This window comes from Actinosynnema sp. NPDC004786, assembly GCF_053601135.1.
This window is the reverse complement of the sequence record NZ_JBSGBG010000014.1, coordinates 111,813-128,011: the sequence shown is the minus strand read 5'-3', so window position 1 is coordinate 128,011 and position 16,199 is coordinate 111,813. Positions and strand designations below refer to the sequence as shown.

Annotated in this window: 16 protein-coding genes; 1 reads left to right on the top strand and 15 read right to left on the bottom strand. The window is 72.2% G+C overall.

The features are described from left to right. Positions 1-30 precede the first annotated feature (30 nt). The 11 genes from ACWEFJ_RS15350 to ACWEFJ_RS15300 form a co-directional block, all read right to left on the bottom strand. A complete protein-coding gene (locus ACWEFJ_RS15350; protein WP_449714082.1) occupies positions 31-729 on the bottom strand; it encodes a YggS family pyridoxal phosphate-dependent enzyme in 699 nt (232 codons plus the stop codon). After that, positions 726-1,430 (bottom strand): peptidoglycan editing factor PgeF, encoded by a 705-nt coding sequence (pgeF, locus tag ACWEFJ_RS15345; protein ID WP_378085042.1) that lies wholly within the window; start codon positions 1,428-1,430, stop codon positions 726-728. The genes ACWEFJ_RS15350 and pgeF overlap by 4 nt, the downstream gene beginning before the upstream one ends. Positions 1,431-1,768: 338 nt before the next feature. Next, positions 1,769-3,097, bottom strand: a complete 1,329-nt coding sequence (gene ftsZ / locus ACWEFJ_RS15340; RefSeq protein WP_378085040.1) for a cell division protein FtsZ — start codon at positions 3,095-3,097, stop codon at positions 1,769-1,771. Positions 3,098-3,306: 209 nt separating this feature from the next. Continuing rightward, positions 3,307-3,819 (bottom strand): DinB family protein, encoded by a 513-nt coding sequence (locus tag ACWEFJ_RS15335; protein ID WP_378085038.1) that lies wholly within the window; start codon positions 3,817-3,819, stop codon positions 3,307-3,309. 84 nt (positions 3,820-3,903) lie between these two features. Then, on the bottom strand, positions 3,904-4,662 hold the full coding sequence (locus tag ACWEFJ_RS15330; RefSeq protein ID WP_449714081.1) for a cell division protein FtsQ/DivIB: 759 nt from the start codon (positions 4,660-4,662) through the stop codon (positions 3,904-3,906). Beyond that, positions 4,659-6,056, bottom strand: a complete 1,398-nt coding sequence (gene murC, locus ACWEFJ_RS15325; RefSeq protein WP_378085034.1) for a UDP-N-acetylmuramate--L-alanine ligase — start codon at positions 6,054-6,056, stop codon at positions 4,659-4,661. The genes ACWEFJ_RS15330 and murC overlap by 4 nt, the downstream gene beginning before the upstream one ends. Then, positions 6,053-7,156, bottom strand: a complete 1,104-nt coding sequence (murG, locus tag ACWEFJ_RS15320) for an undecaprenyldiphospho-muramoylpentapeptide beta-N-acetylglucosaminyltransferase (protein WP_378085032.1) — start codon at positions 7,154-7,156, stop codon at positions 6,053-6,055. Before murG ends, murC begins: the two co-directional genes overlap by 4 nt. Positions 7,157-7,197: 41 nt before the next feature. Next, positions 7,198-8,649 (bottom strand): putative lipid II flippase FtsW, encoded by a 1,452-nt coding sequence (ftsW, locus tag ACWEFJ_RS15315; RefSeq protein WP_378085030.1) that lies wholly within the window; start codon positions 8,647-8,649, stop codon positions 7,198-7,200. A 148-nt stretch (positions 8,650-8,797) separates the two neighbouring features. Then, positions 8,798-9,166 (bottom strand): hypothetical protein, encoded by a 369-nt coding sequence (locus ACWEFJ_RS15310; RefSeq protein WP_449714080.1) that lies wholly within the window; start codon positions 9,164-9,166, stop codon positions 8,798-8,800. Positions 9,167-9,202: 36 nt separating this feature from the next. Further along, on the bottom strand, positions 9,203-9,394 hold the full coding sequence (locus tag ACWEFJ_RS15305; RefSeq protein WP_449714079.1) for a DUF397 domain-containing protein: 192 nt from the start codon (positions 9,392-9,394) through the stop codon (positions 9,203-9,205). Positions 9,395-9,413: 19 nt separating this feature from the next. Next, complete coding sequence (locus ACWEFJ_RS15300; RefSeq protein ID WP_449714078.1) at positions 9,414-10,262, bottom strand: helix-turn-helix domain-containing protein; 849 nt, start codon at positions 10,260-10,262, stop codon at positions 9,414-9,416. A 101-nt stretch (positions 10,263-10,363) separates the two neighbouring features. Between ACWEFJ_RS15300 and ACWEFJ_RS15295 the strand changes: the two genes are divergently transcribed. Next, positions 10,364-10,657: a hypothetical protein gene (locus ACWEFJ_RS15295; protein WP_378085020.1), complete on the top strand. Its 294-nt coding sequence runs from the start codon at positions 10,364-10,366 to the stop codon at positions 10,655-10,657. On the opposite strand, the gene murD is transcribed toward ACWEFJ_RS15295, so the two are convergent. Genes murD through ACWEFJ_RS15275 form a run of 4 tightly spaced genes read right to left on the bottom strand, consistent with a single transcriptional unit; the run spans position 10,645 to position 16,131 of the window. After that, entirely contained in the window at positions 10,645-12,009 is a 1,365-nt protein-coding gene (gene murD, locus ACWEFJ_RS15290) for a UDP-N-acetylmuramoyl-L-alanine--D-glutamate ligase (RefSeq protein WP_378085019.1), read from the bottom strand. The genes ACWEFJ_RS15295 and murD overlap by 13 nt on opposite strands. Positions 12,010-12,011: 2 nt before the next feature. Beyond that, on the bottom strand, positions 12,012-13,100 hold the full coding sequence (gene mraY, locus ACWEFJ_RS15285) for a phospho-N-acetylmuramoyl-pentapeptide-transferase (protein WP_378085017.1): 1,089 nt from the start codon (positions 13,098-13,100) through the stop codon (positions 12,012-12,014). Further along, positions 13,097-14,557, bottom strand: coding sequence for a UDP-N-acetylmuramoyl-tripeptide--D-alanyl-D-alanine ligase (locus tag ACWEFJ_RS15280; protein WP_378085015.1), 1,461 nt, complete (start codon positions 14,555-14,557; stop codon positions 13,097-13,099). Before ACWEFJ_RS15280 ends, mraY begins: the two co-directional genes overlap by 4 nt. Then, positions 14,554-16,131 (bottom strand): UDP-N-acetylmuramoyl-L-alanyl-D-glutamate--2,6-diaminopimelate ligase, encoded by a 1,578-nt coding sequence (locus ACWEFJ_RS15275; RefSeq protein ID WP_378085084.1) that lies wholly within the window; start codon positions 16,129-16,131, stop codon positions 14,554-14,556. The genes ACWEFJ_RS15280 and ACWEFJ_RS15275 overlap by 4 nt, the downstream gene beginning before the upstream one ends. Between the last annotated feature and the right edge of the window lie 68 nt (positions 16,132-16,199).

Below are 16,199 nucleotides of genomic sequence, written 5' to 3'. Positions count from 1 at the left end.
CGTCGCGGCCGTCCCAGAGGTTCCGGACAGTTACGGCGAGGCTAGTCTCCGGCTGCCCAGCAACGCTGTTCCGACACGCACGCACGTGGATCCGTGCGCGATCGCATCCTCCAGGTCACCGCTCATCCCCGCCGAGATCACGGTGGCATCGGGATGATCGGCCCGCAAGCGGGTTACCGCTTCGTATAGAGCAGCAAACGCCCGTTCTGGAGACATCCCAATGGGTGCGACGGTCATCACACCACGCAGATTAAGTTCATCCGATCGTGCTACGTGATCGGCCAATCGCGGAAGGTCACCGATCGGGTGACCGCCCCGGGCCTCGTCGCCGTCGATGCTCACCTGGACGAGCACGTCGACGGGCTCGGTGGCGGCCTTGGCGACGGCGTCGGCGAGCCGGATCGAGTCGATCGTGTCGATCCGGTCGGCCCAGCGCAGGACGGACTTGGCCTTGTTGCGCTGGAGCGAGCCGACCATGTGCCAGCGGGCCGGCGCGCCGGGGCGCAGCTCGGCGAACTCGGCGGTCTTGCGACCCGCCTCCTGGTCGCGGTTCTCGGCGAACGCGGTGAGCCCGAGGTCGCTGAGGAGGGCCACGTCCTCGGCGGGGAAGGTCTTGGTGACGGCCAGCAACTCGACCTCGTCCGGCGACCGGCCGGCGGCCGCGCAGGCATACGCGATGCGTTCCCTGACCTCCGCCAGCGACAGGGCCAGCTCCTCGCGCCGGTTCACGGTTCCATCCAGACGACGCCCGCGAGCCGACCCGTGCCCGGGTCGCGGCGGTGGCTGAACAGGGACTTCTCCTCGACCGTGCAGCGGGGGTCCACGCCGATCCGGGCCACGCCCGCGTCGGCGAGCTGCTGCCAGATGCCGGCGCGCAGGTCGAGGGCGGGCTTGCCGGAGCGGGTCTTCGACGCGCTGCCGGGCAGGTGCTTCTCGACGTCGTCGCGCATCGCGGCGGGCACCTCGTAGCACTGGCCGCAGACGGCGGGGCCCAGCAGCACCTCGATGCGCTCCCTGGCCGCGCCCAGCTCGACCATGCGGTCCAGGGTGGCCGGGACGACGCCGACCCGCGCGCCGACGCGGCCGGCGTGGACGGCGGCGATCACGCCCGCCTCCGGGTCGCCCAGGAGCACCGGGACGCAGTCGGCGGTGAGCACGACGAGCCCGAGCCGTTCCCGGGTCGTGACGACGGCGTCCGTGGCCTCCAGCGGCTCGTCCACCGGTCCGTCCACGACGCCGACCGTGCGGCCGTGCACCTGTTCCATCCAGACCAGCCGGTCCGGGGCGAGCCCGATGCCCTCGGCCAGCCGGCGCCGGTTGGCGGCGACGGCGGCCGGGTCGTCCCCGACGTGGTCACCGAGGTTGAACGAGTCGAACGGAGCCTGGGACACCCCACCCTCACGGGTGGTCACGACACGACGGATGCGCACCCCCCAAGCTTCCCATCCCCGAGAGTCCAACCCCCAACCCGCGTGAGTCCAACGCTCACGGCGCGAGAGTCCAACGTTCGCGGCGCGTGAGTCCAACGTTCGCGGCGCGTGAGTCCAACGCTCACGGCGCGAGAGTCCAACGTTCGCGGCGCGAGAGTCCAACGTTCGCGGCGCGTGAGTCCAACGTTCGCGCACCGTGAGTTCAACGCTCAGAACCCCCGAGGTCACGCGTCCGGGCCGACCGGGCGGGCCGTGAGCGTTGAACTCGGGGGTCCTGAACGTAGGACTCACGCGACGTGAACGTAGGACTCACGCGCGCTGGAGGTTGGACTCTCGGGTTAGCGGCGCATGAACGGGGGGACGTCGACTTCGTCGTCCGGGTCGTCGGTCACGGGGACGGCGCGGTTCGGCAGCGAGCCGCCGGTGTTCGGCGACAGCGACCGCGGCATGGCGGGCTGCGGCGTGGAGTACGGCGAGGTCTGGCCGGACTGCGGCTGCGGCGGCACGGTCGGCCGCGCCGGGACGACCGGTGGCGGCTGCTCCACCGGCGGCACGGCCTGCGGCTGCGGCTGGGCCGGCTGCGCCTGCGGCACGGGCTGCGCCGCCTGCTGCACCGGCTGGGGTTGGGCGTGGTTCACCTGACCCGCGGTGGCCGGCGCCACCGGTGTGCCGCGCGGTGGGCTGGACAGCGCCTGCGGCTCCAGCTTCTTGTGCGTCGGCCCGCCGCTGTCGAACCCGGCCGCGATCACCGTCACGCGGACCTCGTCGCCGAGCGAGTCGTCGATGACCGTACCGAAGATGATGTTCGCGTCGGGGTGCGCCGCCTCCTGCACCAGCGAGGCGGACTCGTTGATCTCGAACAACCCGAGGTCGCTGCCGCCGGCGATCGAGAGCAGCACGCCGTGCGCGCCCTCCATCGACGCTTCCAGCAACGGCGAGTTGATGGCCTTCTGCGCGGCCTGCACCGCCCTGCCCTCGCCCCGCGCCGAGCCGATGCCCATCAACGCGCTGCCCGCACCGGACATGACCGACTTCACGTCGGCGAAGTCCAGGTTGATCAGACCCGGCGTGGTGATCAGGTCGGTGATGCCCTGGACACCGGACAGCAGCACCTCGTCCGCCGAGCGGAACGCGTCCATCAGCGAGACGCCGATGTCGCCGAGCTGCAGCAGCCGGTCGTTCGGGATCACGATGAGGGTGTCGCACTCGTTGCGCAGCGCCTGGATGCCCTCCTCGGCCTGCTTGGCCCGGCGCTTGCCCTCGAACGAGAACGGCCGCGTGACCACGCCGATGGTCAGCGCGCCGAGCTTGCGGGCGATCGAGGCGACCACGGGCGCGCCGCCGGTGCCCGTGCCGCCGCCCTCGCCGGCGGTCACGAACACCATGTCCGCGCCCTTGAGGACTTCCTCGATCTCCTCGCGGTGGTCTTCGGCGGCCTTGTGGCCGACTTCGGGGTTGGCGCCTGCGCCGAGGCCGCGGGTGAGTTCGCGGCCGATGTCGAGCTTCACGTCGGCATCCGACATGAGCAGCGCCTGGGCGTCGGTGTTCACCGCGATGAACTCGACGCCCTTGAGCCCGACCTCGATCATGCGGTTGACGGCGTTGACACCGCCACCGCCGATGCCGACGACCTTTATCACCGCGAGGTAGTTGTGCGGGGGCGTCATCGGTCCGCCTTCCTGATCGTGTCCGTGCTCATGTGCTGGAGTGGATGACCACCGGTGTCACAGCCCGGACGGATCTCCACCCGGATTGAAACTCTCAACCAGAGGTTCAGAGTTATGTCAACCCCGTATGTTCCTGCTGGACGTTATGCACCACGAATGCCTCGGTCCAGCAGCCACGCCGTGTTGTGTCCTGACCGGGTGAGCGGTCCCTACTCGCCGGTCACGCCGTCGAGCAGCTCCCGCACCACGTCCAGGTGTCCCGCGTGCCGACCCGTTTCCTCGATCATGTGGATCAGCACCCAGCGCGCGGAAAGCCGTTTGTCGCCGCGGAACACCACCTCGTGGTCGAGGTCGAGGCCCGCGACGAGTTCCCGACTCACCGCGCACTGCGAAGCGTAGTCGGCGAGCAATCCGGAGATCGTCTCGCCCGGCTCGATGCGCCAATCGGCGTCCGGGTCCTCCCTCGTGTAGGGGGCGCGCGACGGCCGCCCGTGCAGGGCCACCTCGAACCAGTGGTGCTCGACCCAGCGCAGGTGCTTCACGATGCCCGCGGCCGTGTTGAGCTGCGACGGGAGCACCGACCGGGCGGCGTCCGCGTCGGACAGGCCGGCGCACTTGAACTCGATCGTGCCCCGCAGGAAGTCGAGGAACCCGCACAACAGGGTGCGTTCGTCCCCGGTGTGGGGCAGCTCGATCCGGTTGTCCACCGGTGTCTGGGTCATTCCCGAAGTATCGCCGCGGGAACGCGGCACGACGATCCACTTTCGCGGATACGCGATGTGGCGGGTTTCACCGGCCCACCGCGTTTAGGACACGGTCGGCAGCTCCGGGCTGGACACGTCGAACACGGTGCCCTTGCGGGTCATGAGCACCTGGAGCACGGCGGCCTTGCGCGGGGTGTCGGCGGACGAGCCCCACCGGGCCTCGCGACCGGCGCTCAGGGCGAGCCGCACGTCCGACGGCGAGTCCGCCGTGACGCTCAGCACGTCCGCGCGCAGCCCCTCCGGGATCCCGGTCAGCACCTCCACCGCCGCGACGACCGCGTCCCCCGCCACCCGCAGCTCCGGCAGCCCGGCGGGCGGCTGCGCCACGGTGGCGTAGTCCCTGCCGGTCACGTCGACCAGGTGCGCCCCGTCCGGGGCCATGATCACGCCGACCGGCTCCCGCTCGTCCACGGTGAGCCGCACGGTGCCGGGCACGGCCCGCTCCACCACCACCCCGGCGACGCGGGGCAGCTCGCGGACCCGCGCGGCGACCGCGTCGACGTCCACGCGCACCAGCGGCGTGCCGGACTCGACCGCCGCCGCCGCCCGGACCTCGTCGGCGGTCAGGTTGACGGTGCCCCGCACCTGGACCTCGCGCACGCCGAGCACGGGCGTGAACCAGACCGTGCAGACCACGACCGTGACCACGAGCATGACGAGGATCGCGCCCAGCCGGCGGCGCACCACCTGGCGCCGGTGCAGCTCGGCGCGCGTGGGGCGGCGGGGCGGGCGGCGACGCGCCGCCGGACGGGAGCCGGGGTTGGCCGCGCCGGGACGGCGGCGCGCCGCCTGCGTGCTCATGTCCTGTCCAGCTCCCCGACGATCTCCGGCCCGAGCATGGTCACGTCGCCCGCGCCCATGGTCACGACCACGTCGCCCTCGGTCACCATGCCCGCGACCAGCGCGGGCACCCGGTCGAACGACGGCTCGTAGACGACCTGGCCGACGTCCAGCGGCACCAGGCCCGAGACCAGCGCGCCGGTCACGCCGGGCTCCGGCTCCTCCCGCGCGCCGTAGACGTCGAGCACCACGACCGCGTCGGCCAGGCCGAGCGCGGCGGCGAACTCCTCGGCGAACAGCCTGGTCCGCGAGTACAGGTGCGGCTGGAACACCACGACGAGCTTGCCGTCGCCCGCGACCGGGCGGGCGGCGGTGATCTGGGCGGCCACCTCGGTCGGGTGGTGGGCGTAGTCGTCGTACACCCGCACGCCCCGCGCCTGGCCCTTGAACTCGAACCGGCGGCGGACGCCCCCGAACGCGGCCAGGCCGAGCAGCACGCCCTCGCGGTCGGCGCCCAGCTCCAGCGCGGCGACCAGGGCGGCGATCGCGTTGTTCGCCATGTGCTCGCCGGGCACGGCCACCCGCACGTCGAGCACCTCGCCGTCCAGCTCCACCTTGGCCACGCCGCCCGAGTCGGCGGGCTGGTAGTCGGCCAGGCGGGCCGAACCGGGGCCGGTGGCCGTGCGGCCGTACGTGCGCACCCGGAGCCCCCGGCCGGCGGCCCGTTCGGCGAGCGCCGCCGAGCCCGGGTCGTCGGCGCACGCGATCAGCACGCCGTCGGGCCGGATGCGCTCCAGGAACGAGTCGAACACCGCCACGTACGCCTCGACGGTGCCGTGGTGGTCGAGGTGGTCGGCCTCGACGTTGGTCACGACGGCGACCGAGGGCGAGAAGAACAGGAACGAGCCGTCGCTCTCGTCGGCCTCGGCGACGAACACGCCGCCGGTGCCCTGGTGGGCGTTCGCGCCGGACTCGTTGAGGTCGCCGCCGATCGCGAACGACGGGTCCATCCGGCACTGCTGGAGGGCGACCGTGAGCATGGAGGTGGTGGACGTCTTGCCGTGCGTGCCGGCGACGCAGGCCACCCGGTGGTCCAGCATCAGCGCGGCCAGCGCTTCGGCACGCCGCAGCACGACCGCGCCCCGGGCGCGGGCCTCGACCAGCTCGGGGTTGTCCTCGCGGATCGCGGTGGACACCACGACCGCCGTGGGACCGCCGGGCAGGAGGTCGAGGTTCGCGCCGGCGTGGCCGACCGCGATCTCCGCGCCCTGCGCCCGCAGCGCGAGCACGGTGCGCGAGTCCTTGGCGTCCGAGCCGGACACCTGCCCGCCGCGGGCCAGGAGGATCCGCGCGATGCCGCTCATGCCCGCCCCGCCGATGCCGACGAGGTGCACGCGCTCCAGGACGTCGCTCACTTCTCGACCACCTCGAGCACCATGCGGGCCAGCACCTCGTCCGCCTCGCGGTACCCGGTGCTCAGCGTGGCCGTGGTCATCGCGGCCAAGCGGTTGCGGTCGGCGACCAGCGGGACCACGTTCGCCGAGACCCACTCCGGCGTGAGCTGGTCGTCGGGCACCAGCAGGCCACCGCCGGCGGCGACCACGGGCTGGGCGTTGAGCGACTGCTCGCCGTTGCCGATGGGCAGCGGCACGAACACCGCGGGCAGGCCCACGGCGGACACCTCGGCGACGGTCATCGCGCCGGACCGGCACAGCACCGCGTCCGCGGCGGCGTAGGCCAGGTCCATCCGGTCCAGGTACGGCACCGGCACGTACGGCGGCGCGCCCGGCACGCTCTGCACCGCGACGGTGTTCTTCGGGCCGTGCGCGTGCAGCACCGCGATCCCGGCCTGGGCGAACGCGGACGCCGCGCCGGACACCGCGTTGTTGATCGACCGCGCGCCCTGCGAGCCGCCGAACACCAGCAGCGTCGGCGCGGTCGGGTGCAGGCCGAAGTGGGCTCGGGCCTGCTGCCGCAGCTCGGACCGCTTGAGCGAGGTGATCGAGTAGCGCAGCGGGATGCCGATGATCTCGGCGTCGGTCAGGCCCGAGTCGGGCACCGCGGCGGCGACCCGGGCGGCGAACTTCGCGCCGACCTTGTTGGCCAGGCCGGCCTTGGCGTTGGCCTCGTGCACCACGATCGGCACCCGGCCGCGGGCGGCGAGGTACGCGGGCAGCGCCACGTACCCGCCGAAGCCGACCACGACGTCGGCGTGGACGCGTTCGAGCACCTCGCGGGTGTGCTTCACCGCGCCGCGCACCCGCAGGGGCAGCTTGAGCAGGTCCGGCGTCGGCTTGCGCGGCATCGGCACCGGCGGGATCAGCTCGAGCGGGTAGCCCCGGGCCGGCACGAGTCTGTTCTCCAGACCGCGTTCCGTGCCGAGCGCGACCACCCGCGCGTCGGGCCGGAGCCGCATGACCGCGTCGGCCAGGGCCAGGGCGGGCTCGATGTGCCCGGCGGTGCCGCCTCCGGCGACCACCACGCACGGTCCGGCCTGCTGGGGAACCCCGGTCACGCACTTCCTCCTCGCGTCGATGTACCGCTCTGTGGGTGTGGCTAGCGCCCGTCACGCCGCCTGGACCGCACGTCCCGGTCCTGGCCGGCCTTACGGGAGTCGCGACGACGGTACTCCGACGGCGGAGCGTGACGGCCGGCCATCCTCCGCTCGTCCACCGGCGGCGGCGCGGCCTTGCGGTTGCGGGGCGGCGGCGAGGGCCGCACGGGGCGGCGCTTGGGCGGCGGCTTGTAGACCTCGGGCGCGGGCAGCTTCAGCACGCCGCCGACCCGGCCGGGGCCGAGCGACCGCAGCGCCGAGACCGCTTCCGGCTCGTGACGTGCGCAGTTGGCCAGGATGCCGAACACGAACATCGTGGTGACGACCGACGTGCCGCCGGAGGAGATCATCGGCAGCGTGATGCCGGTGACCGGGAGCAGCTGCACGACGTAACCGATGTTGATCGCGGCCTGCGCGACCAGCCAGACGGTCAGCGTCGCGGCCACGATGCGGATCCACGGGTCGGTGTTGCGCGCCGCGATCCGCAGGCCGACCACCGCGAGCAGGGCGAACAGGCCCAGCACCAGCAGGCAGCCGATGAAGCCCAGCTCCTCGCCGATGACGGCGAAGATGAAGTCGCTGTGCACGTTGGGCAGGTAGCGCCACTTCGAGCTGCCGTTGGTGAGGCCCTTGCCGAAGAACCCGCCCTCGGCCAGCGCGTACAGCGCCTGCAACGCCTGGAGCCCCGCGCCCTGCGGGTCCGCCTCCGGGTTGAGGAACGTCTGCACCCGCTGGAGCCGGTACTGCGCGCCGAGCGCGAGCACGAGCGCGCCCGCGACGGCCCCGATCGCGATGATGCCGAAGATCCGCATGGGCGCGCCGACGAACCAGAGCAGGCTGATCAGCACGACACCGAGCGTGATCGTGCCGCCGAGGTCGGGCTGGAGCATGACGAGGGCGAACACCAGCATCGCCACCGGCACGACCGGGACCAGCAGGTGCCGGTACTGGTCCAGCAGGGCGCGCTTGGTGACCAGGACGTGCGCGCCCCACAGGGCCAGGGCGAGCTTCGCCGGCTCGATCGGCTGGAACGAGATGGGCCCGATCGTGAACCACGACTGCGCGCCGCTCAGGACCGTGCCCAGCGGGGTGAGGACCAGGACGAGCAGGATGACGGAGGCGAGCATCGCCATCGTGCTGCCGTGCCGTACCGCGCGCAGCGGCACGCGCAGCACGATCAGGAAGACGACCGCCCCGACGCCCACGTACAGCAGTTGCTTCTTGAAGACGCTGTAGGCCGACGCGCCCTCCGCCACCTCGCCCGGCGCGGACGCGGACAGCACCATGATCAGGCCCAGCACGGTCAGCATGCCGAAGATCGCGAGCAACAGGTGGAAGTCCGCGAGCGGGCGACCCAGCCAGGCGGTCAACGACGTGCGCACCGCGACCACGCGCTTGGTGCGCTGTGCCCTGGGCGGTCGCTCCCCCACCGGCTTCCGGTCCACCGCAGTCATGCGCCCATCGTCTCCCGGCGGGGGCGGCGAAACCCGTCAATCGCTCGCGTGTCGCGCGACGCGGCCGTGATCGAAGTCGATTATTCGCCCAGCGCGTCCCGCCACCGGACGGCGGTCGGGCGAGCGGCGGTGGTGCGGAACTCGTCGATCAGGTCGACCAGGGTGGACAGGAAACCCCCGTCCCCGGGTGGAAGTAGCCGCTGGTCGAGGTGTGGTGTTCGGGCGAAGCCGGGTCTCCGACGCTTTGGCAGAATTCGTCTTCACCGGCGTACTCCACGTACCCGAACCCACCTCGTACCACGACGATGACCTGGTGGTCGGGGACGGTCTGCCCGGTGATCGAATCCACTTCAACCGGCCGCGACGAGTGGATCAACTGGGCCTCGCTGGTGTCGGGTCGACCGAGCCGGTGCACCAGGCCCTCGATATCGGCACGCGTGGCGAGCCGGTCCTTGTGCACCTCGCGCTCGTCCAACGTCCCGGGTACGAAGTCGGCCCAGATCGCTTCGATCGTCATCTGGTCGCCCAGGTCGAGGACGCGTCGGCTACCGCCTCAAGACTGGTTGAGAGTGCCCCGCTTCGCCCCGTTCAGGAAGACCGCCATCGCCGACCCGCTGAACTCCAGGACGGGACCGGTGGCGTTCTTGCTGTCCCGAACCCGGAACGCGCCCGCCGACGCGGCCACCTCCACGCAGTTGCCGCCCGCGCCGTTGCTACGGCTGCCCTTGCGCCATTCCGACCACATCACGCGCTCCCGAGACGAGCTAGAGATCAGCGATCACCCCCTTGATGAACTCGGCCGACTCCCGCACGTTGAGCGCGGTGGCCCTGAGGTGATCCAGCACCAGGCTATACCGCTCCAGATCGGCGGCCTCGTCCAGATAGACGCCGCCGGTCAGGTTGTCCAGGTAAACGATGCTCGGGTAGCCGTCGAACCGCAGCAGCGAGAACGCGGTCCCCATCGCCATGTGAGGTCCGTTGTCGAAGGGCAGCACTTGGAGCACGACATTCGTCAAGAGTGACATGGCGAGCAGTCGCTCCAACTGCCGGCGATCGGCCTGCCGATCACCTGTGGTGCGGCGGAGCGCCGCTTCGTCCACGATGGCCCACACCGACAACGAGCCGTCGGTGACCCGATTCTGGCGGGTCTGGCGCAAGGCGACCTTCCGCTGGACGACCTCGTCCGGCACATCCGGGGAGTAGGCGCGCAACACCATGGCCGCGTATTCCTCGGTCTGGAAGAGACCTGGTACGAGGTCGATCTCGAAGGTGTTGATCATCGCCGCCTCGGACTCCAGCACCACGAAATCCGAGAACCAGTCGACCAACCCATCGCCGAACACGTGCCAACGGCCGCGCTGCTTGGCGATCCTCGCCAACCTCTCCAGCCAGGTCAGGGTATCGGGATCGGCGTTGTACAGTTGACCGAGCGCGCGGGCGTCCACAATGGACACGCCGGTGCTGCCCGCCTCGATCCGACTGATCTTGGACTTGGAAAACGCCAGCGCCTCGACCACGTCGTCGAAGCTCATCCCGGCCTGCTCGCGAAGCTGGATCAGCGCCTTGGCGAGCAGTCGCCTCCGGACACCCGGACCGGTGTTGCCTTGCGTCATGATCGGATGCTACCGGCAATATGGCACACCGAAAGGGTGAACTTCGAGATATGCCGGAGTGAGATATTGCAGATCGACTCGGCGTGGAGCACCGTTAGGGCATGACTTCACCTGCGCTGGCTCGCGCCTTTCACCTGCTCGACCAGGACATGCTGGGCTACCTCGACGCGGTCGAGCTGCTGACCGACGAACACGAGTCCGACGACGCCACCGTCCTCGCCGTGGCCCGCACCGAGGTCCCGCGCCTGATCGCCGCCCTGCGCGGCACGCTCGGCGACCACCAGCCCGACCCGGACGGCCGGTGCCGGGGCTGCGCGCCGACCCCGTGGCCGTGCCCGGTGATCGACGCCGCCCACGCCTACCTGAAGGACCCGGACAGCATCTACCCGCGCTGACCGACGATCCCCAGCACCGCGTCGGCGAACGCCTGCCCGCGGTGCGCGTAGTCGGTGAACATGTCCATCGACGCCGCCGCCGGGGCGAGCACGACCGCGTCCCCGTCCCGCGCCATCGACCGGGCGGCGCGCACGGCGTCCTCCATGGTGGCGTCGTCCAGCACCACGACCGGCACGGAGGGCGCGTGCCGGGCCAACGCCTCCGCGATCACCCCGCGGTCCGCCCCGATCAGCACCGCGCCGCGCAACCGGTGCGCCTCCTCGCGCACCAGCTCGTCCACCGACGCGCCCTTGAGCAACCCGCCGGCCACCCAGACCACGCTCGCGTGCGACCGCAACGACGCCGCCGCCGCGTGGGGGTTGGTGGCCTTGGAGTCGTTGACGTACGACACCCCGCCGTCCGTGGCGACGAGCACGGCCCGGTGCGCGCCCGGCCGGAAGTCGCGCAGCCCGCGCGCCACCGCGTCGGCCGACACGCCGTGCGCCCGCGCCAGGGCCGCCGCCGCCAGCGCGTCCGCGATCCCGGGCGGCCCGCCGGGGTGCACGTCGGCGGCCGGCAGCAGCACCTCGTCGGACGCGCCGAAGGCCCGGTCCACCAACTGCCCGTCGTGGACGCCGAGCTGCCCCTCCTCGGGCGACCCGAGCGTGAACCCGACGTGCGCGGCGGCCGGCGACGACGCCAGCAGCGACGCCACCACGGGGTCGTCCACACCGCCCACGGCGACCTCGCCGGTGAGCACCCCGGCCTTCGCCGACGCGTACGCCTCGAACGTGCCGTGCCAGTCCAGGTGGTCCTCGGCCAGGTTCAACAGCACCCCGGCGAACGGCCGCACGGACGGCGACCAGTGCAGCTGGAAGCTCGACAGCTCGACCGCCAGCACCCGGCGGCCGGCCAGCAGCGCGTCGACCACGGGCAGCCCCACGTTGCCGCACGCCACCGCGTCGATCCCGGCCGCCCGCAGGATCGACTCCAGCATGCCGACCGTGGTCGTCTTGCCGTTCGTCCCGGTCACCGCGAGCCACGTCGGCGGGTCGGCCAGCTCCAGGCCCATCCGCCAGGCCAGCTCGACCTCGCCGATGACCTCGATCCCGGCCGCCGTCGCCGCCTCCAGCAGCGGGCTGGAGGGCCGCCACCCCGGGCTGGTCACGACCAGGTCCGTGCCGGGCGGCGGCTCCGCCAGGCCGGGCGTGAGCGTCACGCCCGGCAGCAACTGCTCCAGCGCGGCGAGGCGGTCGGCCGAACCGTCGGTCACGGTGACCGCCGCGTCCGCCGCCAGCAACGCCTCCGCCGCGGACCGCCCGGTCACGCCGGCGCCGGCGACCAGGACGTGACGACCTGCGAGGAACCCCATCGTCAGCTCTCGACCGCGGTGAGCCACTCGCTGTAGAACAGGCCGAGCCCGAGCATGCAGCACATGCCCGCGAGCAGCCAGAACCGGATGATCACCGTGGTTTCCGCCCACCCGGCGAGTTCGAAGTGGTGGTGGAACGGGGCCATGCGGAACAACCGCCGTCTCGACGTGCGGAAGACCGCGACCTGGAGCACCACCGACAGCGCCTCGACCACGAACAGACCGCCGATGACGACCATCAGCAGCTCGGTGCGGGTGGCGATGGACAGGCCGGCGACCAGGCCGCCCAGCGCGAGCGAGCCCGTGTCGCCCATGAAGATCTTGGCGGGCGCGGCGTTCCACCACAGGAAGCCGATGCAGCCGGCCATCGCGGCGGCGGCCACCAGCGCCAGGTCCAGCGGGTCGCGCACCTCGTAGCAGCCGGCCACGAGCAGGTTCGAGCAGTTGTAGCGGAACTGCCAGAAGCTGATCACCACGTAGGTGCCGAGCACCATCGCGGACGTGCCGCCCGCCAGGCCGTCCAGGCCGTCGGTCAGGTTCACCGCGTTCGACCACGCGCTGATCGCGGCGTAGCAGAACACCACGAACCCGACGACGCCGAACGACACCACGGCGATGTCGCGCACGAACGACAGGTTCACCGACGCGGGCGTGAGCCCTTCCCGGTTCGGGAACTGCATGACCAGGATCGCGAAGATGATCGTGGCGACGAACTGGCCGACCAGCTTCGCGGTCTTGTTCAGGCCCAGGTTGCGCTGCTTGCGGATCTTGATGAAGTCGTCCAGGAAGCCGACGATGCCGAGCGACGTGGTCAGCATCAGCACCAGCAGGCCGGACGCGCTGGGCGTCTGGTCCTGCGCGGACGCCGACATCGAGTTCACCAGGTGCGCGCCGAGGTAGCCCGCCCACATCGCGACCAGGATCGCGACGCCGCCCATGGTCGGCGTGCCGCGCTTGGTCTTGTGGCTCTGCGGACCCTCTTCGCGGATCTCCTGGCCGAAGCCCTGCCGGGAGAAGATCTTGATCAGGTAGGGCGTCAGCATGATCGACGCGATCAGCGCGATGGCCGCCGCGATGAGGATGCTCTTCACTTGCTGACCGCCTCCAGGAGAGCCTCGGCAACCCGCCACAGGCCGTATGAGTTGGATGCCTTCACCAGGACGACGTCACCCGGCCGCACCTGGTCGCGCAGCAGCTCGACGGCCGCCGTCACGTCGGGCACCAGAATCGCTTCTTCGCCCCAAGATCCTTCCAGGTGCGCGCCCTGGTGCATCGCGCGGGCGTCCTCACCGACCACGACCAGCTTGTTGATGTCCAAGCGGACCGCGAGCCGGCCGATCTCGTCGTGCGCGCGGACCGAGTCCGCGCCCAGTTCGGCCATCGGACCGAGCACCGCCCAGCTCCGGCGGGCGGGCGTGGTGGAGCGGGAGATGGTGGCGAGCGACTTGAGCGCCGCACGCACCGACTCCGGGTTGGCGTTGTACGCGTCGTTGACGATCGTCACACCGTCAGGACGTTCGGAGACCGCCATGCGATGCGCGGAGACGCGTTCGGCGTTGCCGAGGCCCTGCGCGACCTGATCCGGCGTCGCGCCCAGTTCGAGCGCGATGGCCGCGGCGGTGAGGGCGTTGCCGACCTGGTGCGGCCCGTGCACGGCGAGCCGGACGGCCGCCTCGCCCTGCGGCGTGACGAGCGTGAAGCGGGCGCGGGCCTGCTCGTCCAGCTCGATGTCCCGCGCGCGGACCTGCGCGTTCGCGTTCTCGCCGACGAAGACGACCTTGGCCTTGGTGCGGTCGGCCATGCCCGCGACGAGCGGGTCGTCGGCGTTGAGCACGGCGATGCCGTCCTCGGGCAGGGCCTCGACCAGCTCGCCCTTGGCCTGGGCGATGCCCTCGCGGGAGCCGAACTCGCCGACGTGCGCGCTGCCGACGTTGAGGACCGCGCCCACGCGGGGCGGCGCGACCCGGCACAGCTTGGCGATGTGCCCGACGCCGCGGGCGCTCAGCTCCAGCACCAGGAAGCGGGTGTCCTCGTCGGCGCGCAACGCCGTCCACGGGTGGCCCAGCTCGTTGTTGAACGACCCCGGCGGCGCGATGGTCGGTCCCAGCGGCGCGAGCACCTGGGCGATGAGGTCCTTGGTGGACGTCTTGCCGGACGACCCGGTGACGCCCACGATCGTGAGGTTCGGCAGCCGGTCGGTGACGTGCCGGGCGAGCTTCGCCAGCGCGGCGAGCACGGCCGCGCCCGCGCCGTCGGTGTCGCCGGACAGCACGTAGGCGTTGCCGCCGTCGCGCTCGACCGGGGGCACGATGACGGCGGGCGCGTCGACCTCCCGGCCCGCCAGCACGCCGACCGCGCCCTGCGCCACCGCCTGGGCGGCGAAGTCGTGCCCGTCCACCCGTTCGCCGGGCAGCGCGAGGAACAGGCCGCCGGGCGTGACCTTGCGCGTGTCGAACTCGACGGTGCCGGTGACGACCTCGTCGCCGGTGGCGCGGTGCAGCGTGCCGCCGACGACCTCGGCGATCTCGGCGAGGCTGAGCTGGATCACCGGGTGGCTCCTCTGATCGCCGCGGTCAGTGCGTCCACGTCGGAGAACGGGTGCACGACGCCCGCGACCTCCTGGCCCGTCTCGTGGCCCTTGCCCGCCACCACGACGACGTCGCCGGTGCGCGCGAGCGACACCGCGTGCTCGATGGCGCGGCCCCGGTCGCCGATCTCCACGACCTCGCCGCGCTCGTCGTCCGGCACGGCCAGCGCGCCGGCCAGCATCGCCGCGCGGATCGCGGCCGGGTCCTCGCTGCGCGGGTTGTCGTCGGTGACGATCAGGACGTCGCTGCGCCGCGCGGCCTCCTCGCCCATGAGGGGGCGCTTGGCGGTGTCGCGGTCGCCGCCGCAGCCGAGGACCGTGATGACCCGGCCGGTGGCGCGGGCGCGGACCGCCTGGAGGGCGAGCGCGACGGCGGCGGGCTTGTGGGAGTAGTCCACGACGGCGGTGAAGTCCTGCCCCTCGTCCACGCGCTGCATCCGGCCGGGGACCTGGACGGTCCGCAGGCCCTCGCGGACGGCGTCCAGCGGGACGCCCTGGGTGTGCAGGCAGGCGATGGCCAGGAGGGCGTTGGCGACGTTGAAGTCCCCGGGCAGGCTCAGCTCGACGTCGAGGGTGATCCCGTCCGGGCCGTGCGCGGTGAACGCCTGCTCGCCGGTCGTGGAGACGGTCACGCCGGTGGCCGTCCAGTCGGCGGGCTTGGTGGTCGCCACCGTCGTGGTGTGGTCCTTGACCAGGCGCGGACCCCAGTCGCCGTCCACGCAGACCACCTCCGTGCGGGCCCGGCCGTCGAACAGCTCGGCCTTGGTCCGGAAGTAGTCCTCCATGTCCGGGTGGAAGTCGAGGTGGTCCTGGGAGAGGTTGGTGAACGCCCCGACCGCGAACCCGACGCCGCCGACGCGGCCCAGGCGCAGCGCGTGGGAGGAGACCTCCATCGCCACGTCGGTGGTGCCGCTCTCGACCATCACGGCGAGCAGAGCCTGGAGGTCCGGGGCTTCCGGGGTGGTGAGGGCGCTGTCGAGCCGGCGGCCCGCGAGGCGCGTCTCGACGGTGCCGATGAGCCCGGTGGCGCGGCCCGCGACGCGGAGCGCCGACTCGATCATGTAGCTGGTGGTGGTCTTGCCGGACGTGCCGGTCACGCCCCACACGTTCAGGTCGGCGGACGGGTTGCCGTAGACGCGCGCGGCGAGCTGCCCCAGCACCGCGCGGGGGTCGGGGTGGACGAGCACGGGCACGTCGCGGACCTTGGCCGCGCCCTCCGCGTCGGTCAGCACGGCCACCGCGCCGTGCCCGACGGCCTGGGCGGCGAAGTCCGCGCCGTGCACCCGCGTGCCGGGCAGCGCGGCGAACAGGTCACCGGGCCGCACGTGCTGGGCGCGCAACGTCACGCCGCTGACCCGGACGTGCGCCCGGTCGGGGGCGGTCAGGTGCGCGTCGACGGTCGTGGCTAGCTCGGACACGGCAACGGGCGGGGTGCGGGAAGGGCGAGGCGGGGCGGTCGCGACCTTGCCCTCGAGCTTGGCAGGCACGCGCGGAAGGCTACCGGCGCACGGAGAGTGTTCGCCCGGCACGTCCATTGCGGACCTGTCCACCAGGTCCGCAATACGCCACAACCGGCGAATCCGCCACTCGGGGACGGGCGGGC

Coding starts and splice junctions, on each gene's coding strand:
- ftsZ (WP_378085040.1), bottom strand. CDS start 3,097: ATGACGCCCCCGCACAACTACCTCGCGGTGATAAAGGTCGTCGGCATC.
- ACWEFJ_RS15335 (WP_378085038.1), bottom strand. CDS start 3,819: ATGACCCAGACACCGGTGGACAACCGGATCGAGCTGCCCCACACCGGG.
- ACWEFJ_RS15330 (WP_449714081.1), bottom strand. CDS start 4,662: ATGAGCACGCAGGCGGCGCGCCGCCGTCCCGGCGCGGCCAACCCCGGC.
- ftsW (WP_378085030.1), bottom strand. CDS start 8,649: ATGACTGCGGTGGACCGGAAGCCGGTGGGGGAGCGACCGCCCAGGGCA.
- ACWEFJ_RS15310 (WP_449714080.1), bottom strand. CDS start 9,166: ATGACGATCGAAGCGATCTGGGCCGACTTCGTACCCGGGACGTTGGAC.
- ACWEFJ_RS15305 (WP_449714079.1), bottom strand. CDS start 9,394: ATGTGGTCGGAATGGCGCAAGGGCAGCCGTAGCAACGGCGCGGGCGGC.
- ACWEFJ_RS15300 (WP_449714078.1), bottom strand. CDS start 10,262: ATGACGCAAGGCAACACCGGTCCGGGTGTCCGGAGGCGACTGCTCGCC.
- ACWEFJ_RS15295 (WP_378085020.1), top strand. CDS start 10,364: ATGACTTCACCTGCGCTGGCTCGCGCCTTTCACCTGCTCGACCAGGAC.
- murD (WP_378085019.1), bottom strand. CDS start 12,009: ATGGGGTTCCTCGCAGGTCGTCACGTCCTGGTCGCCGGCGCCGGCGTG.
- ACWEFJ_RS15275 (WP_378085084.1), bottom strand. CDS start 16,131: ATGGACGTGCCGGGCGAACACTCTCCGTGCGCCGGTAGCCTTCCGCGC.